22 protein-coding genes are annotated in these 23897 nt (G+C 55.2%); 7 read left to right on the top strand and 15 right to left on the bottom strand.

Annotation, left to right across the window (positions count from 1 at the left end; genetic code table 11):
• Positions 1–4: 4 nt before the first annotated feature.
• From prfB to xerD, 4 genes are all read right to left on the bottom strand, one after another.
• Positions 5–1103, bottom strand: a protein-coding gene (prfB, locus tag CWM66_RS19285) for a peptide chain release factor 2 (protein WP_107147091.1) whose coding sequence is annotated in 2 segments (ribosomal slippage) — positions 5–1027 and positions 1029–1103 — 1098 coding nt in all. Because the reading frame shifts where the segments join, the coding sequence is not laid out codon by codon here.
• 91 nt (positions 1104–1194) lie between these two features.
• Positions 1195–2928 carry a single-stranded-DNA-specific exonuclease RecJ gene (gene recJ / locus CWM66_RS19280; RefSeq protein WP_035889603.1) on the bottom strand — a complete coding sequence of 578 codons (1734 nt, stop codon included), beginning with the start codon at positions 2926–2928 and terminating at the stop codon, positions 1195–1197.
• A gap of 5 nt (positions 2929–2933) precedes the next feature.
• Positions 2934–3647: a bifunctional protein-disulfide isomerase/oxidoreductase DsbC gene (gene dsbC, locus CWM66_RS19275; protein ID WP_007370257.1), complete on the bottom strand. Its 714-nt coding sequence runs from the start codon at positions 3645–3647 to the stop codon at positions 2934–2936.
• A gap of 24 nt (positions 3648–3671) precedes the next feature.
• The gene (gene xerD / locus CWM66_RS19270) at positions 3672–4568 is read right to left on the bottom strand and encodes a site-specific tyrosine recombinase XerD (protein WP_007370256.1); all 897 of its coding nucleotides are present in this window, start codon (positions 4566–4568) and stop codon (positions 3672–3674) included.
• A 100-nt stretch (positions 4569–4668) separates the two neighbouring features.
• Between xerD and fldB the strand changes: the two genes are divergently transcribed.
• A complete protein-coding gene (gene fldB, locus CWM66_RS19265) occupies positions 4669–5190 on the top strand; it encodes a flavodoxin FldB (RefSeq protein ID WP_007370255.1) in 522 nt (173 codons plus the stop codon).
• A gap of 18 nt (positions 5191–5208) precedes the next feature.
• Here the strand turns inward: fldB and CWM66_RS19260 are convergent, their stop codons facing one another.
• Together CWM66_RS19260 and sdhE are read right to left on the bottom strand one after the other, a co-directional pair.
• A complete protein-coding gene (locus CWM66_RS19260; protein WP_007370254.1) occupies positions 5209–5625 on the bottom strand; it encodes a protein YgfX in 417 nt (138 codons plus the stop codon).
• The gene (sdhE, locus tag CWM66_RS19255) at positions 5606–5872 is read right to left on the bottom strand and encodes an FAD assembly factor SdhE (protein WP_007370253.1); all 267 of its coding nucleotides are present in this window, start codon (positions 5870–5872) and stop codon (positions 5606–5608) included. The genes CWM66_RS19260 and sdhE overlap by 20 nt, the downstream gene beginning before the upstream one ends.
• A gap of 247 nt (positions 5873–6119) precedes the next feature.
• On the opposite strand from sdhE, the gene ygfZ reads away from it, so the two are divergent.
• Positions 6120–7100, top strand: coding sequence for a tRNA-modifying protein YgfZ (gene ygfZ / locus CWM66_RS19250; RefSeq protein ID WP_035889601.1), 981 nt, complete (start codon positions 6120–6122; stop codon positions 7098–7100).
• A 39-nt stretch (positions 7101–7139) separates the two neighbouring features.
• Here ygfZ and CWM66_RS19245 read toward each other — a convergent pair whose 3' ends face one another.
• A complete protein-coding gene (locus CWM66_RS19245; protein WP_007370251.1) occupies positions 7140–7799 on the bottom strand; it encodes a hemolysin III family protein in 660 nt (219 codons plus the stop codon).
• Positions 7800–8150: 351 nt separating this feature from the next.
• Here CWM66_RS19245 and CWM66_RS19240 point away from each other — a divergent pair, with 351 nt between their 5' ends.
• Both CWM66_RS19240 and bglA read left to right on the top strand, forming a co-directional pair.
• Positions 8151–8879: a MurR/RpiR family transcriptional regulator gene (locus CWM66_RS19240; RefSeq protein ID WP_007370250.1), complete on the top strand. Its 729-nt coding sequence runs from the start codon at positions 8151–8153 to the stop codon at positions 8877–8879.
• Between the two features lie 116 nt (positions 8880–8995).
• Positions 8996–10429 (top strand): 6-phospho-beta-glucosidase BglA, encoded by a 1434-nt coding sequence (gene bglA, locus CWM66_RS19235; RefSeq protein WP_071921388.1) that lies wholly within the window; start codon positions 8996–8998, stop codon positions 10427–10429.
• Positions 10430–10531: 102 nt separating this feature from the next.
• Here the strand turns inward: bglA and CWM66_RS19230 are convergent, their stop codons facing one another.
• Positions 10532–11401, bottom strand: coding sequence for a LysR family transcriptional regulator (locus CWM66_RS19230; RefSeq protein ID WP_007370248.1), 870 nt, complete (start codon positions 11399–11401; stop codon positions 10532–10534).
• Between the two features lie 126 nt (positions 11402–11527).
• On the opposite strand from CWM66_RS19230, the gene CWM66_RS19225 reads away from it, so the two are divergent.
• Both CWM66_RS19225 and CWM66_RS19220 read left to right on the top strand, forming a co-directional pair.
• Complete coding sequence (locus CWM66_RS19225) at positions 11528–12274, top strand: SDR family NAD(P)-dependent oxidoreductase (protein WP_007370247.1); 747 nt, start codon at positions 11528–11530, stop codon at positions 12272–12274.
• Between the two features lie 138 nt (positions 12275–12412).
• Positions 12413–13864, top strand: a complete 1452-nt coding sequence (locus CWM66_RS19220) for an MFS transporter (RefSeq protein ID WP_071921391.1) — start codon at positions 12413–12415, stop codon at positions 13862–13864.
• Between the two features lie 162 nt (positions 13865–14026).
• Here CWM66_RS19220 and gcvP read toward each other — a convergent pair whose 3' ends face one another.
• The 7 genes from gcvP to CWM66_RS19185 form a co-directional block, all read right to left on the bottom strand.
• Positions 14027–16900, bottom strand: coding sequence for an aminomethyl-transferring glycine dehydrogenase (gene gcvP / locus CWM66_RS19215; RefSeq protein ID WP_007370244.1), 2874 nt, complete (start codon positions 16898–16900; stop codon positions 14027–14029).
• A gap of 173 nt (positions 16901–17073) precedes the next feature.
• Complete coding sequence (gene gcvH, locus CWM66_RS19210) at positions 17074–17463, bottom strand: glycine cleavage system protein GcvH (RefSeq protein WP_007370242.1); 390 nt, start codon at positions 17461–17463, stop codon at positions 17074–17076.
• A 26-nt stretch (positions 17464–17489) separates the two neighbouring features.
• Complete coding sequence (gene gcvT / locus CWM66_RS19205) at positions 17490–18584, bottom strand: glycine cleavage system aminomethyltransferase GcvT (RefSeq protein WP_035889592.1); 1095 nt, start codon at positions 18582–18584, stop codon at positions 17490–17492.
• 422 nt (positions 18585–19006) lie between these two features.
• The gene (gene ubiI / locus CWM66_RS19200) at positions 19007–20209 is read right to left on the bottom strand and encodes an FAD-dependent 2-octaprenylphenol hydroxylase (protein ID WP_007370240.1); all 1203 of its coding nucleotides are present in this window, start codon (positions 20207–20209) and stop codon (positions 19007–19009) included.
• 15 nt (positions 20210–20224) lie between these two features.
• Positions 20225–21403 (bottom strand): 2-octaprenyl-6-methoxyphenyl hydroxylase, encoded by a 1179-nt coding sequence (ubiH, locus tag CWM66_RS19195; protein ID WP_007370239.1) that lies wholly within the window; start codon positions 21401–21403, stop codon positions 20225–20227.
• Positions 21400–22713: a Xaa-Pro aminopeptidase gene (pepP, locus tag CWM66_RS19190; RefSeq protein ID WP_072439433.1), complete on the bottom strand. Its 1314-nt coding sequence runs from the start codon at positions 22711–22713 to the stop codon at positions 21400–21402. Before pepP ends, ubiH begins: the two co-directional genes overlap by 4 nt.
• 24 nt (positions 22714–22737) lie before the next feature.
• Positions 22738–23316, bottom strand: coding sequence for a YecA family protein (locus CWM66_RS19185; protein ID WP_007370237.1), 579 nt, complete (start codon positions 23314–23316; stop codon positions 22738–22740).
• Between the two features lie 227 nt (positions 23317–23543).
• On the opposite strand from CWM66_RS19185, the gene zapA reads away from it, so the two are divergent.
• Positions 23544–23873, top strand: a complete 330-nt coding sequence (zapA, locus tag CWM66_RS19180) for a cell division protein ZapA (RefSeq protein WP_035889588.1) — start codon at positions 23544–23546, stop codon at positions 23871–23873.
• Positions 23874–23897 lie beyond the last annotated feature (24 nt).

Below are 23897 nucleotides of genomic sequence, written 5' to 3'. Positions count from 1 at the left end.
TTCCTCATAACCCTGCTTTCAAACTTGCTTCGATGAATTGATCCAGGCTGCCGTCCAGCACCGCCTGCGTGTTGCGGGTTTCAACCCCGGTACGCAGATCTTTGATGCGGGAATCATCCAGGACATAAGAACGGATCTGGCTTCCCCAGCCGATATCGGACTTGGTGTCTTCCATCGCCTGTTTCTCCGCATTTTTCTTCTGCATTTCCAGTTCATAAAGCTTCGCTTTCATCTGCTTCATGGCCTGGTCTTTGTTTTTATGCTGAGAACGGTCGTTCTGGCACTGCGTTACCAGTCCGGTCGGAATATGGGTAATACGTACCGCAGATTCCGTACGGTTAACGTGCTGGCCGCCCGCGCCGGATGCGCGATAGACGTCAATACGCAGATCCGCCGGGTTAATCTCGATATCAATATCGTCTTCCACTTCCGGGTAGACAAATGCGGAGCTAAAGGAGGTATGACGACGGCCGCCGGAGTCGAACGGGCTCTTACGCACCAGGCGGTGAACGCCGGTTTCGGTACGCAGCCAGCCGTAGGCGTAATCGCCGATAATCTTGATGGTCACAGATTTAATACCCGCGACTTCACCTTCAGACTCTTCGATAATTTCAGTTTTGAAGCCGCGAGCTTCCGCCCAGCGCAGATACATGCGCATCAGCATGCTCGCCCAGTCCTGCGCTTCGGTACCACCGGAGCCCGCCTGGATATCGAGGTAGCAATCGGCGCTGTCATACTCGCCGGAGAACATGCGACGGAACTCAAGCTGCGCCAGCTTCTCTTCCAGCCCGTCCAGCTCGGCGACCGCTTCGTTAAAGGTTTCTTCGTCGTCAGCTTCTACCGCCAGCTCCAGCAGGCCGGAGACATCTTCCAGCCCCTGCGACATTTGATCGAGGGTATCGACGATAGCTTCAAGTGAGGAACGCTCTTTGCCCAGCGCCTGTGCGCGCTCTGGCTCATTCCAGACGTCCGGCTGCTCCAGCTCGGCGTTTACTTCTTCCAGACGCTCTTTCTTGGCGTCATAGTCAAAGATACCCCCTAAGAACGTCGGAGCGCTCCGTGAGGTCCTGAATACGATTTTTTACCGGGTTAATTTCAAACATGGTCTGATTTCTTTTAATGGACTTGTCAAAATGCGGTGATAAGGGCGAGAGTTTACCGGATCCACGCCCTTTTTTGTAGCGAATACTGGCGCTAAAGTGGCCAGAGATTTTCGATGATAAGCTGTACGCTACGATTCCCGCGGAACTCGTTGACATCAAGTTTATAAGCAATATTCACCTGCCGCACGCCGTTATCCGGCCAGCAGGTGGTATCGACGTTAAATGCAATGCCATCAAGCAGCGGACCGCCTCCAACCGGCTCAAGCATCACCTTCAGGTGACGCTCGCCCACCAGCCGCTGCTGCAACAGCCGAAACTCGCCATCGAACAGCGGCTCCGGGAACATTTGCCCCCACGGCCCGGCTTCACGCAGCATTTCGGCGACATCCAGCGTCATCTCTTGCGGCGTTAGCGGGCCGTCAGAAACAATTTCACCCTGCAACAGCGCCGGATCCAGCCATTCCGTCACCAGTTCGCCGAAGCGCTGTTGAAACTCTTCAAAACGCTGCTCTTCGAGCGTCAAACCGGCAGCCATCGCATGACCGCCGAATTTAAGCATCATGCCAGGATAGAGCATATCCAGGCGCTCCAGCGCATCACGCATGTGCAGCCCCTGAATCGAACGCCCGGAACCTTTCAGAACGCCATCGCCAGCAGGCGCAAAGGCAATCACCGGCCGATGAAAACGCTCTTTGATTCGCGAGGCAAGAATCCCCACCACACCCTGATGCCATTCGGGATGGTACATCGCCAGCCCACCGGGCAAGGTATCGCGGCTTCGTTCAAGCTGCTCGCACAAGGTTAGCGCCTCGGCCTGCATCCCTTGTTCGATCTCTTTGCGCGTCTGATTCAGCGCATCCAGATCGTTAGCCAACTGACGTGCTTCGCCGAGGTTATCGCATAACAGCAGCGCAACACCCACCGACATATCATCCAGCCTGCCCGCCGCATTCAGGCGTGGACCCAGCGCAAAACCCAGGTCGCTCGCCGCCAGTTTCTGCGCGTCACGGTTGGCGATTTCAAGCAGCGCTTTAATGCCAGGCCGACAGCGCCCGGCGCGGATCCGGCTCAGGCCCTGCCAGGTGAGAATACGGTTGTTGGCATCAAGCGGCACCACGTCTGCTACTGTTCCCAGAGCGACAAGATCGAGCAGTTCCGCAAGATTCGGCATAGCCAGCCCGCGCGATTCAAACCAGCCGTTGTCGCGCAGAAAAGCGCGTAGCGCCAGCATCAGATAAAAAGCGACACCGACGCCCGCCAGCGATTTCGACGGAAAATCACAGTCGCGCAGGTTGGGGTTCACGATGGCTTCCGCATCAGGCAGGGTATCACCAGGCAAGTGGTGATCCGTCACGACCACAGGAATACCCAGTTCGTGCGCCCGCTCCACCCCGGCATGCGAGGAAATACCGTTGTCGACTGTCAGGATCAACTGCGCGCCGCGCGCATGCGCCTGATCGACCACTTCCGGGCTGAGACCGTAACCGTCATCAAAACGATTCGGCACCAGGTAGCTCACATTTTCACAGCCCAGCGCGCGCAGCGCCAGGACGCTGAGCGCCGTGCTGGTTGCGCCATCGGCGTCAAAATCACCGACCACGATAATGCGTAAACCTTCGCGCAGCGCGTGATAAAGGTGCGAAACCGCCTCATCAATGCCGGTAAGTTGCTGCCAGGGCAGCATGCCTTTTACGCTGCGCTCCAGTTCGCTGGCCTTACGCACGCCGCGGCTGGCGTAGAGCCGACGCAGTAACGGCGGTAAGTCTTCCGCCAGTTCCGCCGAATCATCCACCTTACGGCGGCGAAGTTGTATCTGAGCTTTCACGCGTCTTATTTACCGCTGGTGGCTTGCTGATGTTTGTCGAGGAAGGCTTTCATCTCAGCCGGTGCCTGATAGCCCGGAACAAGGTAGCCATCGTTCAGCACAATGGCCGGTGTTCCGTTGACGCCAAACTGCACACCCAGCGCATAGTGGTTAGCAATATCAATATCGCAACTGGCCGGTTTGATGCCTTTGCCATCCATCGCGTCATCAAAGGCTTTATTGCGATCTTTAGCACACCAGATCGCTTTCATCTGGTTTTCAACTTCACTCGGCACACCCTGACGCGGGAACGCCAGATAGCGGACGGTGATACCCAGCGCGTTGTAATCCGCCATCTCACTGTGCAGTTTCTGGCAGTAGCCGCAGGTGATGTCGGTGAACACAGTGATCACATGTTTTTCTTTCGGCGCTTTGTAGACAATCATCTCTTTTTCCAGCGCGTTAAGATGCGGCAACAGCATTTGCGTGGTGACGTTCACCGGCTGCGCGCCGCTGACATCGTACATCGGCCCCTGGATAATATGTTTGCCGTCTTCGGTCACATACAGCACGCCGCTGTTGGTCAATACCGCTTTCATTCCGGCGACGGGAGCGGGCAATATCTCAGAGCTCTGTACACCCAGTTTTGCCAACGACTGCTTGATAGCGGCGTCGTCTGCATGCGCAACGCCAGAAAAAGCCGCTGCCAGCAGGGTGAACATAATCAAACCATTTTTCATAAAACATCCTTTAATTATCAGCCATCACGCCCGCGGGTGATGCTGTTCATGAAGCTTACGCAGCCGCTCGGTAGCCACATGCGTATAAATTTGCGTTGTAGAAAGATCCTGATGCCCCAGTAGCATTTGCACCACGCGCAGATCCGCGCCGTGATTGAGCAAATGCGTGGCAAAAGCATGACGTAAAACGTGAGGGGAAAGCTTTTCGCTGTCAATCCCCGCCAGCACAGCATAGTGCTTGATACGGTGCCAGAAAGTCTGGCGCGTCATCTGCTGAGCGCGCTGGCTGGGGAATAGCACATCAATCGATACGCCGTTCAGCAGCCACGGACGCCCGTGTTCAAGGTAGTTTTCCACCCAGTACACCGCATTTTCACCCAACGGTACCAGCCGTTCTTTATTACCTTTACCAATCACCCGCAACACGCCCTGGCGCAGGCTAATATCGCTCATGGTCAACCCGACCAGTTCAGAGACGCGAAGCCCGGTGGCATATAAAACCTCAAGCATGGCTTTATCGCGTAACTCCAGCGGTTGGTCAACTACCGGCGCCTGTAAAAGTCTCTCAACCTGCGCTTCCGTTAAGTCTTTTGGCAGACGCTGCGGCAGCTTCGGCGAGGCCAGTTGCGCGCTGGGATCGTCACTACGGATTTTCTCCCGGTACAGGTACTGGAAGAGTCTTCGCACGGCGCTGAGCAGACGCGCTGAACTGGTAGCTTTGTAGCCACCATCCACGCGTTCGGCCAGCAGCGCATGTAAATCATCACTTCTCGCCAGGGCCAGACTACTTCCACGATGATGCAGCCACTCGGCCACGCCTTGCAAATCGCGACGGTAGGCGCTGAGCGTGTTGTCCGCCAGATTGTTTTCCAGCCAGAGCGCATCAAGAAATTGTTCGATACGTGCGAAATCCTGTTCCATTGAAACGCCTCCGTTTCTCAATCGCTGCATTATGCCTGATAGCCGTACGATTCTGGTACACTGCTCACAAAGAGACATCCGGAATTGAGAAGTTTACGTTATGAATATTGGCCTGTTTTACGGTTCCAGCACTTGCTATACCGAAATGGCGGCGGAGAAAATTCGCGAAATTATCGGGCCGGAACTGGTGACGCTGCACAATCTGAAAGATGACGCACCCGCGCTGATGGAGCAATATGATGCACTTATCCTCGGCATTCCGACCTGGGATTTTGGCGAATTGCAGGAAGACTGGGAAGCCATCTGGGATCAGCTTGATGACCTCAATCTTGACGGCAAAATCATCGCGCTATACGGCATGGGCGATCAGCTCGGCTACGGCGAATGGTTCCTTGATGCACTGGGCATGCTGCATGACAAACTGGCACCCAAAGGCGTGACGTTCATCGGCTACTGGCCGACGGAAGGTTACGAATTTACCAGCAGCAAACCGGTAATTGCCAATGGTCAACTGTTTGTCGGCCTGGCGCTGGACGAAACCAATCAGTATGACCTGAGCGATTCGCGCATTCAGTCATGGTGTGAGCAAATCCTGACAGAGATGGCGGAACGGCTGGTTTAAAGGCAGCCACATCCCCTGTTAATGCAGCCCCTGCGCCGGTTTCTGTGATATCACCCGGCGCAGATCGCGCCACTCCTGCGCATCCATGCTGTCTGCCGCCAGCCATAAATGTTGACGGCGCCCATCCTCTTCACGGCGCAAGCGCAGCATCATTCCACTACGTAACATCCACGGCGTTCCGATGATATCCCATTCCATGCCCTGCCAGCGCAGGCGGGAATCCATCAGCAGTTTGAGTTCGCCATGACAGGCATTGATCCGCCGCTGGCTGCGCACGCAATCAAAAACCACCAGCGACAGCAACAGCAGCCACAGCGGTGTGTAACTCAAAGGCCAGGGCATCAGCAAAATGAGTGCAGCGCCCAGACCGTGGAGCAAAAGCGAAATCCATTGTGCGCGCCAGGAGACGCGTAACTCAGATTGCCACAGGACCACGATCCCGATTCCGTGTCTGGATTAACTGCACCATTCTTTGTAACTCCGTGTCCTGAGGCTTACCGTGATTCATTAACCAGTTGAATAAATCAGGATCGTCACTTTCCAGCAGACGAACAAACAGCTGTTTGTCATCATCGCTCAGCGTGTCGTACTCATGTTCGAAAAAAGGCATTATTGAGATGTCGAGTTCACGCATTCCACGGCGGCACGCCCAGTGGATACGGGCTTTGTTGTTAATATCCATGATCTTCTCCCTTCATCGGCATAATGGCCCATTGTAACGTGTTTTTAATATTCCTTTTGCGGAATATTTCGCTTCGCGGGGCCGCTTCCAGAATTAATCGCACCCACTGCAAAAAATATCATTGCGCTGAGTAATGCTTCGCAACGCATGCACAATGGCACAAAACGCATGCTTTATTACTTGCATTGAACAACGGCTCTTTTACCATTAAGAACCAACACAGCGTTAAGCTAATCAGGACATTATTATGCCTTTTACTCCGTTTCCTCCGCGCCAGCCGACCGCATCATCACGTCTGCCGCTGACGCTTATGACGCTCGATGACTGGGCGCTGGCAACGATTACCGGCGCAGATAGCGAAAAATACCTGCAAGGCCAGGTGACCGCCGATGTCACAACTATGACGGCTGAACAGCACCTGCTGGCGGCACACTGTGATTCTAAAGGGAAAATGTGGAGCAATATGCGGTTGTTCCACTTTCAGGACGGTTTTGCCTGGATCCTGCGCCGCAGCGTGCGTGAAGCGCAGCTTCGTGAACTGAAGAAATACGCCGTATTCTCTAAAGTCGCCATTGCACAAGACGATGAACACGTGCTACTGGGCGTGGCCGGTTTTCAGGCGCGCGCGGCGCTGGCGAATCTCTTTACCATCCTTCCGGACAGTGAAAAACAGGTTGTGCAGGAAGGCGATACCACCCTGTTGTGGTTTGCACACCCTGCCGAGCGTTTCCTGCTGGTAACCAACGCCGCAACGGCGGAACTGGTGGCCGAAAAACTGCGTGGCGAAGCGCAGCTTAATAACAGTCAACAGTGGCTGGCGCTGAATATCGAAGCGGGCTTGCCGGTTATTGATGCGCCAAACAGCGGGCAGTTTATCCCACAGGCCACTAACCTACAGGCGCTGGGCGGCATCAGCTTTAAAAAAGGCTGTTACACCGGCCAGGAGATGGTGGCACGAGCAAAATTCCGCGGCGCCAACAAGCGCGCATTGTGGTATCTGGCAGGGACAGCCAGCCGTGTGCCGGAAGCAGGAGAAGACCTTGAGTTGAAGATGGGAGACAACTGGCGCCGTACCGGTACCGTGTTGGCCTCGGTGCAGCTTGATGACGGGCGCCTTCTGGTTCAGGTGGTGATGAACAACGATATGGAACCCGGCAGCGTTTTCCGCGTGCGCGACGATGCGAATACGTTGAGCATCGAGCCGCTGCCTTATTCACTGGAAGAGTAAACGCGCTAAGCCGGGGCGGAAACCGCCACCGGCTTTAACTTAAAGCTGTCCGACGTACAAATAAATCGCCAGGAAGTGACAGACGCTGCCGCCCAGCACGAAGCCGTGCCAGATTGCGTGGTTATAAGGGATGCGTTTGCAGACGTAAAAAATCACGCCGAGCGAATAGACCAGGCCACCCACAGCCAGTAGCGTTACGCCTCCAACCGACAGGCGCGTGGCAAGCTGATAAATCACAATTAGCGACAGCCAGCCCATGGTCAGGTAGGTCACCAGCGACAGCACTTTAAAGCGATGGGCAATGGTAAGTTTAAATAAGATCCCCAGCAGAGCGAGGCTCCAGATGACGATCATCAGCCCGCGCGCCAGCGGCGAATCCAGCCCAACCAGCAGAAACGGTGTATACGTTCCGGCAATCAGCAGATAAATGGCACAGTGGTCAAATTTCTTCAGCCACGCCTTGGCACGCTGGTACGGAATGGCATGGTAAAGCGTAGAGGCAAGGAACAGCAAAATCATGCTACCGCCATAAAGCGAGTAACTGGTGATAGCCATTGTACTGGCCTTTGCATCTACCGCCTGTACCAGCAGCAGTACCAGCCCGACGATACCGAACACCAGCCCAATTCCGTGGCTAATGCTGTTGGCGATTTCTTCTGCCAGTGTGTATCCCTGTGCGATTAAGGGTTTCTTGGCCATAGCTAACTCCGGGAGAACTCAAAAAAACATTGCGTCACTAGAGTAACTGAGAATGATTCCAGTGCACACCTGTACGCTAAAAAAATTCGTATCAATATATATTCACGGCAGCATTTAAGCCGACGACTGGCGTTACAACTGTTCAACCTTCTCGCAAGGAACATACGCCCATAAAACGTGAATGTAGGATGAAAGTATGAAGCGGAAATGACAATATGCAGGCCGCTAAATCAGATTCTTATGCCGGGAACAAAACTCAGGGCAAGCCAGCCAGAGTTATGGCAGCATGTAGTCACGCAATTACACACTGGCTGGCAACGTTAACAGAGAGTAAAGGACACCACCGTGACGATGTTTACCCACTCCGCCATCGCCAGCCTCAATAATCTGGAGATGATGGTCTATCACTATGTAGTCAAAAACCGCGACAAAGTGATGTATATGACGATCCGCGAACTGGCCGATGCGGCGGGCGTCTCCACCACTACGGTGCTACGCTTTTGCCGCAAGCTCAACTGTGAAGGCTATTCGGAGTTTCGCGTCCGCTTCAAATTATATTTAGAGCAAAATGAGTTACCACAGGCGAATTTTGGTGCCAGTGAAGTTATTAGTTTTTTTAAAAGCGTAAATAACGATGAATTTGATGCCCTGCTGAATAAAGCCGTCGATATAATATTATCCTCAGAGCGTATTATCTTTGTTGGCGCTGGCACATCCGGCGCACTGGCAAAATATGGCGCCCGTTTCTTCTCTAATATTGGAAAATTCAGCAACCATATTGATGACCCTTATTTCCCGGTCACCAATGATATGGCAAAAAATGCCCTGGCAATTGTCCTTTCCGTCTCTGGTGAGACCGAGGAGATCCTGCGTTTTGCCGGGCAGTTCAGCCTGCATCACTGCAAAGTGCTGTCGATTACCAGCCACGAACAGTCGCGCCTGGCGAAACTGGCGGATTTCAATCTCTCCTGGCATATTCCTCCTACGCGTATTCCCGGCGGCTACGATATTACGACGCAAATTCCGGTCATTTATATTCTGGAATCGCTGGGGCGCAAGCTGGCGAAGAAAATAGCATAAAAAAACAGAGTGTTTTTCTGGTGTAACAAATTACCCAGATGGCAATTTGTTATATCGTGACATTTAAATCACCTTTGTTAGACTCGTTAATAGCCAATATGACGAGAAGAGCAAAGATGAAAAAACTGACCTTACCAAAAGATTTTCTATGGGGCGGCGCCGTTGCCGCGCACCAGGTTGAAGGTGGCTGGAATAAAGGCGGCAAAGGCCCAAGCATTTGTGACGTGCTGACCGGCGGCGCACACGGCGTACCGCGCGAGATCACCAGCGAAGTGGTGGCCGGGAAATATTACCCGAACCATGAAGCGATCGATTTCCACGGTCACTATAAAGAAGACATCAAGCTATTCGCCGAAATGGGCTTTAAATGCTTTCGCACCTCGATCGCCTGGACCCGTATCTTTCCGAAAGGGGATGAGCAGCAGCCTAACGAAGAAGGGCTGAAATTCTACGACGATATGTTCGATGAGCTGCTGAAATATAACATCGAACCGGTGATCACCCTCTCCCACTTCGAGATGCCGCTGCATCTGGTGCAGGAATATGGCGGCTGGACCAACCGTAAAGTAGTCGATTTCTTCGTACGCTTCGCGGAAGTGGTTTTCGAACGCTACAAGCACAAGGTCAAATACTGGATGACCTTCAATGAAATCAACAACCAGCGTAACTGGCGCGCACCGCTGTTCGGCTACTGCTGCTCCGGCGTGGTCTATACCGATCATGAGAACCCGGAAGAGACCATGTACCAGGTGCTGCACCATCAGTTCGTCGCCAGCGCCCTGGCAGTGAAAGCGGCCCGCCGCATCAACCCGGAAATGAAAGTCGGCTGTATGCTGGCGATGGTTGCGCTCTATCCCTTCTCCTGTAAGCCGGAAGATGTCATGTTTGCGCAGGAATCAATGCGCGAGCGCTATGTCTTTACCGACGTACAACTGCGTGGTTACTACCCGTCCTATGTGCTGAACGAATGGGAGCGCCGCGGCTTCTCCATCAAAATGGAAAACGGCGACGAGCAGATCCTGCGTGAAGGCACCTGCGATTACCTGGGTTTCAGCTATTACATGACCAATGCGGTGAAAGCGGAAGGCGGTACCGGCGATGCTATCTCCGGCTTCGAAGGCAGCGTGCCGAACCCGCACGTCAAAGCCTCCGACTGGGGCTGGCAGATCGATCCCGTCGGGCTGCGCTACTCTCTGTGCGAACTGTATGAACGCTACCAGAAACCGTTGTTCATCGTTGAAAACGGCTTTGGCGCTTACGACAAAGTCGAAGCCGATGGCAGCATCAACGATGACTACCGCATCGATTATCTGCGCGCGCACGTTGAAGAGATGATGAAAGCAGTCACTTACGATGGCGTGGATCTGATGGGCTATACACCGTGGGGCTGCATCGACTGCGTCTCCTTCACCACCGGCCAGTACAGCAAGCGTTACGGTTTTATCTATGTGAACAAGCACGACGACGGTACGGGTGATATGTCCCGCTCCCGCAAGAAGAGCTTTAACTGGTACAAAGAGGTGATCGCCAGCAATGGCGAAAAGCTGTGATGCTTTGAGACGTTGCCGGATGCCAGCGGCACAAAGCATCGTGGTCTAACCAGAGCGGGACATGTTTTCTTTGTGCGGTGCTCAGTAAAATGACACGCGGGTTCACGGTGCTCTCGTCGCCGGGTCGGCAAGCAGCGTATCGGCGATATCCAGCATGGCGCGCAAGCGGTCCATATGCCGGAGATCCTGGTGGTAGCCGACCCATATCTCTCTGGATGGCAGTTGATCTTCAGTCTGAATACGTTGCAGCCCGGAAACGGCGTCTCCCAGTGGCCGTGGTAGCACGGCCACTCCCATCCCCCGCAGGCACATTTGCGCCTGAACAGCCCGGCTTGTGCTGGTGAAAACACGCCTGGAGCGGGGAAATCTGTCGAGCAACCATGTGACGTCAGGAAAATGTGACTGGGCGGTGTTCATCAGAATAAGCCCCACTGACGCCGGATCGTGGTGCAGTGTCTGTGCGGTTTCAGGCGTACCGTAAAGACCATAGGAAATGGTCATCAGGCGACGCTGGACAATGTCCGGCTCGGTAAAAGGCACGAGACGAAAGGCCACATCGGCATCGCGCCGGGATAAATTAAGTAAGCGGTAGCTGGCGATGATCTCCGGTACCACGGCCGGATGACGGCGCGTCAATTCGACCAGCACCGGTGCCAGCACATAACCCGCAAACCACTCGGCACATGAAATCCGCAAAATACCTTCGAGCCGTTGGTGATTACCCGCCAGGCGTCTTTCCAGTGCCAGCGCAGAATTTTCCATCGATTCCGCCAGGTTCAGCACCGCGTCTCCGGCATCGGTCAGCACCAGCCCCTCACGCGTGCGGCGAAACAGCGGCTGTTGTGCCTCATCTTCGAGCGCTTTGATCCGTCGGCCCACCGTCGGATGGCTCACGCCCAGGCTTCGGGCGGCCTCGCCGAACGATCCTTTGCGGATCACCGCCAGAAATATCCGTACGTCGCTCCACTCCATACCCGCCCCCGTTCAAAAATGAACATCAAATATACATAAATGGCAGTTCCCTAACAATTATGCAGGCATCACCATAATGTCTCTTCACTGAACCGGCTGCTATGGCCTCATCCAGGATCTGAAAGTATGAACAAATTAAAAAACAAAGTTGCCATCGTCACAGGTGCATCCAAAGGTATCGGTGCCGGGATTGCCCGCCAACTGGCAGCGGAGGGAGCAAGGGTTATCGTCAACTACGCCACCAGCAAAACCGGTGCAGACAGCGTGGTTGCGGATATCAAAGCCGCAGGCGGAGAGGCCGTGGCGGCCGCCGCAGACGTTACCAACCAGCGCGAGGTTGAGGCGCTGGTTAGCTCAGCGATTGAACATTTTGGGCGGCTGGACATTGTGGTGAATAACTCGGGGATTTATCAGTTCGCCAGGATCGAAGAAACCACCGAAGCGCTGTACCGCAAGCAGTTCGACATCAATGTGCTTGGCCCGTTGCTGGTCTGCGCCGCCGCCGTGCCACATCTGGAGAAAGGCGGGAGCATCATCAACATCAGTTCGTTCGTCACACGCGTATTTATGCCAGAGAGCGCTATTTATAGCGGCTCCAAAGGTGCCATTGACGCCATTACCGGCGTACTCGCGCGCGAGCTTGGTCCGCGCGGCATCCGCGTTAACGCCGTTAACCCTGGTCTTGTCGAAACTGAAGGTACGCACGCTACCGGGGCGATGGGTTCGGACTTCCAGACCTGGAACGAAGCGCAGACGCCGCTTGGTCGTATCGGTCAGGTGCAGGACATCGCGCCGATAGTCTCTTACCTTGCATCAGACGACTCAGGATGGGTGACCGGCGAGGTCATTATGGCGTCTGGCGGCATGCGCTAACCCGCCGCAATTCAATAAAGGCTGCCAGGCTGTTCGCATGCAGGAGAGAGCCGGGATACCTCCGCACACGAATCCACATGTTTCATTTGTTCTACCCATTTTGCTTGATTGGAAACCGCAGGGTTTCCGGGAGGGGTTATGTCAGCACATAACATGACGCACGCTGAACCTCGTCGCTGGGCGATGTTCGTAATTTTATTGGTGGGAGCTTTCCTGCCACCACTCGATTTTTTTATCGTTAATGTGGCGCTCCCGTCAATCCAGAGCGATTTAGCCTCTTCGTCTTCTGCGGAGCAACTGGTTATCTCATCGTATGCCGCGGTATATGCGACCACCTTAATCACTGGTGGACGGCTGGGTGATCTGTATGGTCGTGGCAGGATGTTTTTCCTTGGGCTGATTGGTTTTGCGGCTGCATCACTGTTGTGCGGGATCGCCGGATCGCCGTGGGTGTTGATTGTCGGGCGCGCACTCCAGGGCGCTTCGGCCGCCGTCATGGCACCGCAGGCACTTGCATCCGTGCAGGCCATTTTTCCTGAAACAGAGAAGCCGTTAGCGCTGGGTTTATATGGTGCCGTGTTTGGCCTTGCCTCCGTTATCGGACAGGCGCTGGGCGGCATCCTGATTACATTGAATCTGTTCAACCTGGGATGGCGGGCCATTTTTCTTGTTAACCTGCCAGTGGCGCTGCTGGTGATTGTTTTTGGTATTCCATTGCTGAAAGAGACACGGGCGCCACATGCCCGCAAACTTGATCCCGGCGGCATGCTTCTGGCAACAGCAACGCTGAGCGCACTGATTATTCCGTTGATTGAAGGCCGTGAGGCGGGCTGGCCCTGGTGGACATGGCTACTATTCCTTGCAGCTCCACTGCTGGCCTCGCTTTTATGGCGTTATGAAATACGCCTCAGCCGTCATGGCGGCTCACCGCTGCTGGATCCTGTCGCGTTACGAGCGCCAGGGCTGGGTTGCGGGCTGGCGATCGCGCTGTTGTTCTATTCCATCGCAGCATTCTTTTTACTGTTTTCGGTTTACCTGCAAAGCGCACTGCATGTCGATGCGCTAACGGCTGGCCTGATTTTTCTGCCTTTTGGCGCTGGTTTTCTGATTGGGCCGTTGCTCACCCCGTACCTGCGGCGTTTTGCCGGAAATTACCTGAGCACGATCGGGATGGGATGCGAAACCGCGGGTTTAGCCGGACTGGCATGGCTGGTGACCGCAACGGCGACGGGCGCGACTCCCGCAATGACGCAACTCGCCGCGCTACTGTTTATCACCGGTTTTGGCCAGGGTCTGGCGATGCCAATGCTGATGCGCATGCTAACAGGCCGCGTCGCACCGGAATTTGCAGGCATGATTGCCGGCATCACCAGCTCAGCTTTGCAAGTCAGCACCGCGCTCAGCGTCGCGGTGATGGGCGGTATTTTTTACAGTATTGTGGGCGACAGCCATAGCGCGACGGATATCACCCATGCGTTTGTCGTCGCAGTCCTGACAATGGCGTGCTGCCTCGCTGCGGGAGCAGGGTTAAGTATCAGACTTATCCGGCAACCTGTTGGGTTAACGCCGGTGACGAAGGGTTTTCCCTGAGCTGCTGCAGATCAAAACATAACGAGCACTGCAGTATGTGAATCATGGTAAAGCGTTCAGCTGCTTCTTGCCTGACGCGGCGCGCATCACTACTACAATCATCACCGTTCCCCAAAAGCAAAGGGCGCCGAAGCGCCCTTAAAAAATAGCTGAATCAGCGAATTACTGATATTCGCTCATCGGTACACAGGAGCAGAACAGGTTACGGTCGCCGTAGACATCATCCAGACGTTTGACGGTTGGCCAGTATTTGTTTGTGAAGCCTGCCGGGAATACGGCCAGCTCGCGGGTATAACCGTGGTTCCACTCCGCCACCAGCTCATTCTGGGTGTGCGGCGCGTTCACCAGCGGGTTATCTTCCAGCGTCCATTCGCCCTGCTTCACGCGGTCGATTTCGCCACGGATCGCCAGCATCGCATCGATAAAACGATCCAGTTCGACTTTGCTTTCCGATTCTGTCGGCTCCACCATCAGCGTACCAGCAACCGGGAAAGACATGGTTGGAGCATGGAAACCATAGTCAATCAAACGCTTAGCAATATCCAGTTCACTAATCCCGGTCTCTTCTTTCAACGGACGAATATCGAGAATGCATTCATGCGCCACACGGCCATCGCGCCCGGTATACAGCACCGGGAACGCCTCTTTCAGACGGCTGGCGATGTAGTTAGCATTGAGAATCGCCACCTGGCTGGCCTGCTTCAACCCTTCCGCGCCCATCATCCGGATATACATCCAGCTAATCGGCAGAATCGACGCGCTGCCAAACGGTGCGGCAGAAACCGCCCCCTGGCGCGTCAACATGCCTTCGATTTGCACCACGCTGTGCCCCGGAACAAACGGCGCCAGATGCGCTTTCACGCCGATCGGCCCCATACCCGGACCGCCACCGCCGTGCGGAATACAGAACGTTTTATGCAGGTTGAGGTGGGACACATCCGCGCCGATAAAGCCCGGCGAAGTAATGCCCACCTGGGCGTTCATGTTTGCGCCATCGAGGTAAACCTGGCCGCCAAACTGATGCACCACTTCGCACACGTCACGGATCGTCTCTTCATATACGCCGTGAGTGGACGGATAGGTCACCATAATGCAGGAGAGGTTATCACCCGCCTGCTCAGCTTTCGCGCGCAAATCGGCAAGGTCGATGTTGCCGTTTTTATCACAGGCAACGACCACCACCTGCATCCCCGCCATCTGCGCCGACGCAGGGTTAGTGCCGTGCGCGGAACTTGGGATCAGACAGATATCGCGATGACCTTCGTTGCGGCTTTCGTGGTAGTGGCGAATGGCCAGCAGGCCTGCGTATTCTCCCTGTGCGCCGGAGTTTGGCTGCATGCAGAGCGCATCGTAACCGGTAAGCTTGACCAGCCACTCGGAAAGCTGAGTAATCATCTGATGATAGCCTTCAGCCTGTTCCGGCGGGCAGAACGGATGCAGTTCCGCGAACTCCGGCCAGGTGATAGGGATCATTTCGGCTGCCGCGTTCAGTTTCATGGTGCAGGAACCCAGCGGGATCATCGCTTGATTCAGCGCCAGATCTTTGCGTTCCAGAGAGTGCATATAGCGCATCATCTCGGTTTCGCTGTGATAACGGTTGAAAACCGGGTGCGTCAGGAACGCATCATCGCGCAGCATCCCCTGCGGAATGGAACGGCTATCGAGCGCAACATCTTTGTCCAGCGCATCAATATCCAGACCATGATTGTCGCCCAGCAGAACACTAAACAGCGCCAGCACATCTTCGCGAGTGGTCGTTTCGTCCAGCGTAATACCCACCGCGTTCAGAATGTCGCTGCGCAGGTTGATCTCATGCGCCTGAGCGCGCGCCAGCACGGCGGCTTTATCCGCGACCTCAACGCACAGCGTATCGAAGTAGTGCGCATGACGCAGTTTCAGCCCCTTATGCTGCAAGCCGGTAGCGAGAATGTCGGCCAGGCGGTGAATGCGGCCCGCAATGCGTTTCAGCCCTTCCGGGCCGTGGAACACCGCGTACAGGCTGGCGATATTGGCCAGCAACACCTGTGAAGTACAGATGTTGGAGTTGGCTTTCTCGCGGCGGATATGCTGTTCGCGGGTCTGCATCGCCATGCGCAGCGCGGTGTTACCGGCAGCATCTTTGGAAACCCCGATAATGCGCCCAGGCATGGAGCGTTTGAATTCATCTTTAGCAGCAAAGAATGCCGCGTGCGGACCGCCGTAGCCCATCGGCACGCCGAAACGCTGAGCGGAGCCAAACACGATGTCGGCACCCTGCTTGCCTGGCGCCGTCAACTGCACCAGTGCCATAAAATCGGCAGCGACGCTGACCACGATTTTGCGGGCTTTCAGCTCCGCAATCAGCGCGCTGTAATTGTGTACTTCGCCGGTGGTGCCAACCTGTTGCAGCAGAACACCAAAGACATCCTGGTGATCCAGTACTTTGTCAGCCGCATCAACAATCACCTCAAACCCGAAGGTTTCGGCGCGCGTGCGCACGACATCCAGCGTTTGCGGGTGCACATCATCGGCAACGAAGAAACGGTTAGCGCCTTTCAGTTTGCTCACGCGCTTCGCCATCGCCATCGCTTCAGCAGCGGCGGTCGCTTCATCCAGCAGGGAAGCAGAGGCGATATCCAGGCCGGTCAAATCCAGCGTCACCTGCTGAAAGTTGAGCAGCGCTTCCAGGCGCCCTTGCGATACTTCCGGCTGATACGGCGTATACGCGGTGTACCAGCCTGGATTTTCCAGCATATTACGCAGGATCACCGGCGGTAACTGCACTGCGGTGTAGCCCATGCCAATGTAAGACTTAAAGCGCTTGTTGCGGCCCGCGATGGCTTTCAGTTCGGCAAGCGCGGCGAATTCGGTGGTAGCTTCACCCACCTGCGGCGGCGTGGCGAGCTGAATATCTTTCGGTACGATCTGCGCAATCAGGGCATTTAGCGAATCTGCCCCTACGGTGTTCAGCATCTCCTGCTGTTGCGATGCGTCCGGGCCAATATGCCTGCCGATAAATGCGGCGCGATTTTCAAGCTGACTTAACGTCTGAGTCATGAGCGATGGTTCCTGAAACGTGCGGTGAATCGTATTCGGAAATTATCTGAATACGCTAAAGCTTTCGCGTTGCAGGAAGGCGGCGATGCTGCAAATCCCCAGGCGCTTACATCAGTAAGTAACTGGGTGAGCGAGCAAGCCAACGCGCCTGCAACGTGAAGGATGACGCGTATTTATTCGTCTTCTAACAATGCGGCGTATGCCGTTGCATCCAGCAGCGCAGCAACTTCCGATTCGTCACTGGCTTTGATTTTGAAGATCCAGCCTTCGCCGTACGGCTCGCTGTTAACCAGCTCCGGAGAGTCATTCAGCGCATCGTTAACGGCTACGATTTCACCGCCAATCGGCGCGTAGATATCAGAAGCGGCTTTTACCGATTCGGCAACGGCGCAGTCATCGCCAGCGCTAACGGTCGCGCCCACTTCCGGCAGGTCGACAAACACCATATCACCCAGCAGTTCCTGAGCATGTTCAGTGATGCCAACGGTATAACTACCGTCTGCTTCTTTGCGCAGCCATTCGTGTTCTTTGCTGTATTTCAGTTCGCCCGGTACGTTGCTCATTTTATTCTCTCCAGATAAAAATTACGTTACGCGACAGCTTTGCCGTTGCGCACAAAAACAGGTTTGGTCACTTTGACCGGCATTTCGCGGTTACGGATCTGCACAATTGCCGTTTCGCCAATTCCGGCCGGAACGCGCGCCAGTGCAATACTGTAGCCAAGCGTCGGCGAGAAGGTCCCGCTGGTGATCACACCTTTTTGCACGTTGCCGTGCGCATCAGTAAAGTGCACAGGTAACTCATTACGCAGCACACCTTTTTCCGTCATCACCAGACCAACCAGCTGTTCGGTGCCTTTTTCGCGCTGTTGCTCCAGCGCTTCACGACCGATGAACTGGCGATCCTGCGGTTCCCAGGCGATGGTCCAGCCCATATTGGCAGCCAGCGGAGAGATGCTTTCATCCATCTCCTGGCCATAAAGATTCATGCCCGCTTCCAGGCGCAGCGTATCGCGGGCGCCGAGTCCGCAAGGTTTTACGCCCGCTTTCAGCAGATCCTGCCAAAAGCTGGCGGCTTTTTCGTTCGGCAAGGCAATCTCGTAACCCGCTTCACCGGTGTAGCCCGTGGTCGCGATAAACAGCTCGCCCTCTTCAACGCCGAAGAACGGTTTCATTCCCTCGGCCGCGCTGCGCTGCGCATCGGTAAACAGGCTGGCGGCTTTCGCCTGCGCGTTTGGCCCCTGAACCGCGATCAGCGACAGGTCGTCACGGACGGTGATATCAATGGCAAAAGGTTCGGCGTGTTGGGTAATCCAGGAGAGGTCTTTTTCGCGGGTGGCGGAGTTTACAACGAGGCGGAAGAAGTCTTCGGTAAAGTAGTAGACGATCAAATCATCAATCACGCCGCCCGAGGCATTCAGCATGCCGGTGTAGAGGGCTTTGCCGGGCTTCGTGAGTTTGGCCACATCGTTTGCCAGCAAATATTGCAGAAACTCCCGGGTGCGGCTGCCTTTCAGATCGACGATGGTCATGTGCGAAACATCGAACATCCCGGCATCGCTACGCACTGCGTGGTGCTCATCAATCTGCGAGCCATAATGCAGCGGCATCATCCAGCCATGGAAATCCACCATGCGGGCGCCGCATAGCGTGTGTTGTTCATACAAAGGGGTCTGCTGAGCCATCTTGTCCTCGTCGAATAAGCTGCGCTATCACGTTTTTCGGCGGCGTTCATTTCGCCAAAACGACCAGCGTCAACGGCCATTTCGGACGCCGACGCAAACGTTATCTTTTGCCTGAACTTAACACCGAAAGCGGCACTTAACCATAAGAGAAAATGGGCCATCACATTAGCTTATGACCTATTTAGCTAAAAACAGCAACAGAGTTTTGTGCCAGATAAAAACTAAATCACCCACACAAAACATCAATAAAGCGACGTAGTTGCGCCCTATTTCAATATTTCACTCCGCAAAAGCATCATTTTTTCTGCAGTGCGAAAAATCATACATGAGTAAATCTAATCCGAAAAACGAGGTGAAATTAGAATATTTCAAATGAGGCAGGGAGTCCCCTTCCCGTTTGCGGGAAGGGAAATGTGATGGGGTTAACGTAACCACTCCGGAAGGTCATTCAGGCCGAGCGCCTGGCGCAGCAGTTGTGTTTTTACCCCCGGAAGGGTATCCGCCAGTTTCAGACCAATATCACGCAACAGCTTCTTCGCCGGGTTCGATCCGGCAAACAGTTCGCGGAAGCCCTGCATTCCCGCCAGCATTAGCGCCGCACTGTGTTTACGGCTGCGCTCGTAGCGACGCAGATAGAGATGCTGGCCGATATCTTTTCCTTCACGGCGAAGACGGCGCAGCTCGGTAATCAATTCCGCAACATCCATAAAGCCCAGATTTACGCCCTGCCCGGCCAGCGGATGGATGGTATGCGCAGCATCGCCCACCAGCGCCAGACGATGACCGGCGAAGTGGCGCGCATAGCGACCGGTGAGCGGATAAACCTGGCGCTCGCTTTCCACGCGGCACAGACCAAGACGATTATCAAAGGCCACGCACAGCGCCTGGTTGAACGTCTCATCGCTGGCCTGTTGCAGCGTTTTCGCTTGATCCGGCGGCAACGACCAGACGATCGAGCATAAATGTGGATCGTTCAGCGGCAGAAACGCCAGAATGCCATCGTTATCGAACACCTGCCGCGCGACGGCCTGATGTGGCTCCTCGGTGCGAATGGTCGCTACCAGCGCGTGATGGTGATAATCCCAGAAAGTTAGCGGAATATCCGCTTTGTTACGCAACCAGGAGTTCGCGCCATCCGCCCCGACCACCAGCCGGGCCGTGAGCATCGTGCCATCTTTTAAGGTGAGGAACGCGTCGTTCTCACCCCAGGCCACCTGCTGTAATTCGGCTGGGGCAATCATAGTGACATCCTGACACTGCTGAGCTTTATCCCACAGCGCCTGATGAATCACTGCGTTTTCAATAATATAGCCAAGGTGAGGATAGCCCATGCTTTGGTCGTCAAAGGAGATGCGGCCAAAGCTGTCTTTGTCCCACACCTCCATGCCGTGATAGCGTCCCGCGCGATGGGCAATGATGTTTGACCACACGCCAAGATGCGTCAGAAGTTTTTCGCTGGCGGCGTTAATCGCCGATACGCGCAGCGCCGGTGGTGCATCTTCCGCCAGCGGCTGCGGAACATTCTGCTCCAGCACCGCAACCCGTAAACCACTCCCCTGCAACCCGCAAGCCAGCGCCAGACCAACCATGCCGCCGCCGACAATCGCAACATCAACACTCTGCACTCTTTGCTCCTTTGATTAACGGGCTACCCAACCGAGGGTACGCTGCGCCAGCACATCGCGCGCCGGGGTAAATAGTTCCATCGCCATCAGCCCGATATTGCGCCCGACGACAAGCGGCGCCCAGCGGTTGGCAAACAGATGCACCAGCCCGTCGGTAACGCCTATGGTGGCGCTTTTGTCCGCCTGGCGCTGGTGACGGTAGCGCGTCAGCACCGGATAACAGCCGACATCTTTCTGCTTCGCCCATGCCTCCGCCAGCGTTTCCGCCAGCGTCATAACATCGCGCATTCCGAGGTTAAATCCTTGTCCGGCGATAGGATGCAGCGTCTGAGCCGCATTGCCGACCAGCACCGCACGATGAGAGACCGGCGACGACGCGTTAGTCAACATCAGGGGATAAACGCTGCGTTTTCCGGCGTGTTCAATACGTCCCAGACGCCAGCCGAAAGCTTTTTGTAGCTCATGGCAAAAACGTTCGTCAGACCAGCCAGTCACCTGCTGCTGTTTTTCCAGCGGATGACACCACACCAGTGAACAACGCCCCTGCGACATCGGCAGCATCGCCAGCGGCCCGTGCTCGGTGAAACGTTCGAATGCGCGTCCCTGATGCGGAACAGAGGTAGTGACGTTGGCAATGACTGCGGCCTGGTGATAGGGCGTTTTCTGCCAGAGGATCCCCAGTTGCTCGCCCATGCCCGAACGGGAACCGTCCGCCGCGACCAGCAACTGGCCAATAATCAGCTCGCCGCTTTCCAGCGTTACCGATACCTGTTGCTCATTACGGGTAAAACTGCTGACCCGATCGGGGCAATGCAGCGTCACGCCCGGAGCATTTTGCAGCAAGGTAAAGAGCCGCTGGCCGATATCATGCAGCTCAACCACCTGGCCCAGCGCATCAAGGTGATAATCCTGCGCATCCAGCGTGACAAAACCGGCGTGACCACGATCGCTGACATGAACGGTTGAAATGGGCGTTGCACAACGGGCTATCGCCTGCCAGATCCCGACGCGCGCAAGCTGCTGGCACGTGCCTGCCGCCAGCGCAATAGCACGGGCATCAAAACCAGGATGATGGTGAGCACCCGGTGCTGTAGCCTCTACCAGGTGAACCGGTAATTTCCCCTGCGTCAGATGTGAAATGACCAGCGCGAGCGTCGCACCGGCCATGCCGCCGCCAACAATAATCACACTCATGAACGGCTCGCCGCCATCAGTGCTTCGATATCATCCGCCTTTTTAACCACGCTGGCGGTGAGATTCTCGTTACCCTCTTCGGTAATAACGATGTCATCTTCCACGCGAATACCAATGCCGCGATACTGCTCGGGAACATCCGCATCCGGGGCAATATAGAGGCCCGGCTCAACGGTCAACACCATGCCTGGCGCCAGCTCGCGGGAACGGTCCTGGCCGTAAACGCCGACGTCATGAACATCCAGCCCCAGCCAGTGGCTTAACCCGTGCATAAAGAATGGGCGGTGGGCATTTTTTGCGATCAATTCATCGACTTCGCCCTGCAGAATGCCAAGCTTCGCCAGACCGGTGATCATAATGCGCACTACTTCGCCGGTGACGGCCTGGATGGAGGTGCCCGGACGAAACAGTTCCAGCGCACGTTCCAGCGATGCCAGCACAATGTCGTAAATTTCACGCTGCGCCGGGCTGAATTTCCCGTTTACCGGGAAGGTGCGGGTAATATCCCCGGCGTATCCCATATATTCGCAGCCAGCATCAATCAGCACTAAATCGCCGTCACGCATCTGGCTTTCATTTTCGGTGTAGTGCAGGATGCAGCCGTTCTCCCCCGAACCGACGATGGTGTTGTAGGACGGGAAACGCGCGCCGTGGCGGTTAAATTCATGCTGAATTTCACCTTCAAGCTGATATTCAAACATTCCTGGACGGCAAACCTGCATGGCGCGGGTATGCGCCAGCGCGGAGATCTCCCCGGCGCGACGCATCACCTCGATCTCTTCGGCCGACTTAAACAGACGCATCTCGTGGACGATCGGACGCCAGTCAGTCAGCGTGGCGGGCGCTGTCAGATTCTGTCGCGCGCCTTTGCGCAGCTTCTCCAGCGCAGTGAACAGGATGGTATCCGCGTACTCATACTCACCCTGCGCGTGATAAACCGCGTCGAGGCCATTGAGCAACTGATAAAGGTGGGTATTGATCTCCGGGAACGCCAGCGCACGGTCGACGCCCAGCTTTGCCGGCGCGGCTTCCTGACCAAGGCGGCGGCCAAACCAGATCTCGGCGGTTTTATCACGCACACGGTTGAACAGCACGCTATGGTTGTGGGTGTCATCGCTCTTTATCAGCACCAGCACCGCTTCGGGTTCGTTAAAACCGGTGAAGTACCAGAAATCGCTGTTCTGACGATACGGGTATTCACTGTCTGCGCTGCGGGTCGCTTCCGGCGCGGCAAAGATCAATGCCGCGCTACCCGGAACCATCTGCGCCAGCAATGTCTGGCGACGACGGAGAAACTCAAGCTGTGTCATGACACCTCCTTCCTACAAGACGAATTAATGTAACGTCGGCTTACGCACTTCCGGCGCGGTCGGCTGCGGGTGCGTGAACGTATCGTGGCACAGCAACGCAGCCACGCGGACGTATTCGATGATCTCTTCAAGCGACATTTCCAGCTCTTCCTGATCTTCTTCTTCGTCATAACCCAGTTGTGCGATGTTACGCAAATCGTCAATCGCTTCGCCGGTTTCGCCAGTCACTTTGTCGAGCTTCGGTTGCGAGACGCCTAACCCGAGCAGGAAATGGTTTACCCAGCCAGCCAGTGCATCGGCTCTGTCGAAAACGCTAACATCATCGCCCTCCGGCAAATAGAGCTGGAACAAAAAGCCGTCGTCTTCCAGTGAATCGCTGGTCGCCGCGTGCATTGCCCGCAGTGCCTGTGCCAGCTCATGACCAAAAGCCAGCCCGTCATTAGTTAAATCATGCAGCAACGGCTGCCAGGAGCTGTCATTGTTGCCACCGCAGATCATCCCCGCGATAAGCCCATGCATTTCGGCAGGAAGCAGCCCCACGCCCTGTTGGTTAAGCAACTGGCCTACATCGTTGTAACCAGGTATTTCGTTCTGTATAGACATACGCATTCGTCGTCGTTGGGGGGAATATTCATGATATGCTACCACTTTGGCCCCTGGTGATATACCCGTGATACTTCACGTTACATGCCATTGCATGTGACATGAGTCATTAAGGTATAGACGCAAAAAACTTGAAAGTGCTCACCAGGCTAGCTTATAGTGTCGCCCCTTCGCAGCCCAGGACTCGGATGCGAAGGCAGAGCGCAGTCAAACAGCAGGAAGGTGGCATGTCTGCACAACCCGTCGATATCCAAATTTTTGGTCGTTCACTGCGAGTGAACTGCCCGCCTGAACAGAGGGACGCTCTTAACCAGGCTGCGGAGGATCTGAATCAGCGGTTGCAAGATCTGAAAGTTCGCACTAGAGTCACAAATACTGAGCAGTTGGTGTTTATCGCCGCGCTGAACATCAGCTACGAGCTGACTCAGGAAAAGGCAAAAACCCGCGAATACGCAGCCAACATGGAACAGCGTATCCGAATGTTACAGCAGACCATCGAACAGGCATTGCTTGATCAGGGTCGCATAACAGACAGGCCGGGGCCTAAGTTTGAATAACACTTCAGGATCAACTGTGGTAGA

The sequence above is a fragment of the Kosakonia sp. H7A genome, from assembly GCF_003028445.1.
GTDB lineage: Bacteria > Pseudomonadota > Gammaproteobacteria > Enterobacterales > Enterobacteriaceae > Kosakonia > Kosakonia radicincitans.
This window is presented reverse-complemented; position numbering and strand designations above follow the sequence as displayed.

Bases quoted from the DNA above. Each gene is read 5' to 3' on its own strand.
- dsbC (WP_007370257.1), bottom strand. From the start codon at position 3,647: ATGAAAAATGGTTTGATTATGTTCACCCTGCTGGCAGCGGCTTTTTCT.
- xerD (WP_007370256.1), bottom strand. From the start codon at position 4,568: ATGGAACAGGATTTCGCACGTATCGAACAATTTCTTGATGCGCTCTGG.
- fldB (WP_007370255.1), top strand. From the start codon at position 4,669: ATGAATATTGGCCTGTTTTACGGTTCCAGCACTTGCTATACCGAAATG.
- sdhE (WP_007370253.1), bottom strand. From the start codon at position 5,872: ATGGATATTAACAACAAAGCCCGTATCCACTGGGCGTGCCGCCGTGGA.
- ygfZ (WP_035889601.1), top strand. From the start codon at position 6,120: ATGCCTTTTACTCCGTTTCCTCCGCGCCAGCCGACCGCATCATCACGT.
- CWM66_RS19245 (WP_007370251.1), bottom strand. From the start codon at position 7,799: ATGGCCAAGAAACCCTTAATCGCACAGGGATACACACTGGCAGAAGAA.
- CWM66_RS19240 (WP_007370250.1), top strand. From the start codon at position 8,151: ATGTTTACCCACTCCGCCATCGCCAGCCTCAATAATCTGGAGATGATG.
- bglA (WP_071921388.1), top strand. From the start codon at position 8,996: ATGAAAAAACTGACCTTACCAAAAGATTTTCTATGGGGCGGCGCCGTT.
- CWM66_RS19230 (WP_007370248.1), bottom strand. From the start codon at position 11,401: ATGGAGTGGAGCGACGTACGGATATTTCTGGCGGTGATCCGCAAAGGA.
- CWM66_RS19225 (WP_007370247.1), top strand. From the start codon at position 11,528: ATGAACAAATTAAAAAACAAAGTTGCCATCGTCACAGGTGCATCCAAA.
- CWM66_RS19220 (WP_071921391.1), top strand. From the start codon at position 12,413: ATGTCAGCACATAACATGACGCACGCTGAACCTCGTCGCTGGGCGATG.
- gcvP (WP_007370244.1), bottom strand. From the start codon at position 16,900: ATGACTCAGACGTTAAGTCAGCTTGAAAATCGCGCCGCATTTATCGGC.
- gcvH (WP_007370242.1), bottom strand. From the start codon at position 17,463: ATGAGCAACGTACCGGGCGAACTGAAATACAGCAAAGAACACGAATGG.
- gcvT (WP_035889592.1), bottom strand. From the start codon at position 18,584: ATGGCTCAGCAGACCCCTTTGTATGAACAACACACGCTATGCGGCGCC.
- ubiH (WP_007370239.1), bottom strand. From the start codon at position 21,403: ATGAGTGTGATTATTGTTGGCGGCGGCATGGCCGGTGCGACGCTCGCG.
- pepP (WP_072439433.1), bottom strand. From the start codon at position 22,713: ATGACACAGCTTGAGTTTCTCCGTCGTCGCCAGACATTGCTGGCGCAG.
- CWM66_RS19185 (WP_007370237.1), bottom strand. From the start codon at position 23,316: ATGTCTATACAGAACGAAATACCTGGTTACAACGATGTAGGCCAGTTG.
- zapA (WP_035889588.1), top strand. From the start codon at position 23,544: ATGTCTGCACAACCCGTCGATATCCAAATTTTTGGTCGTTCACTGCGA.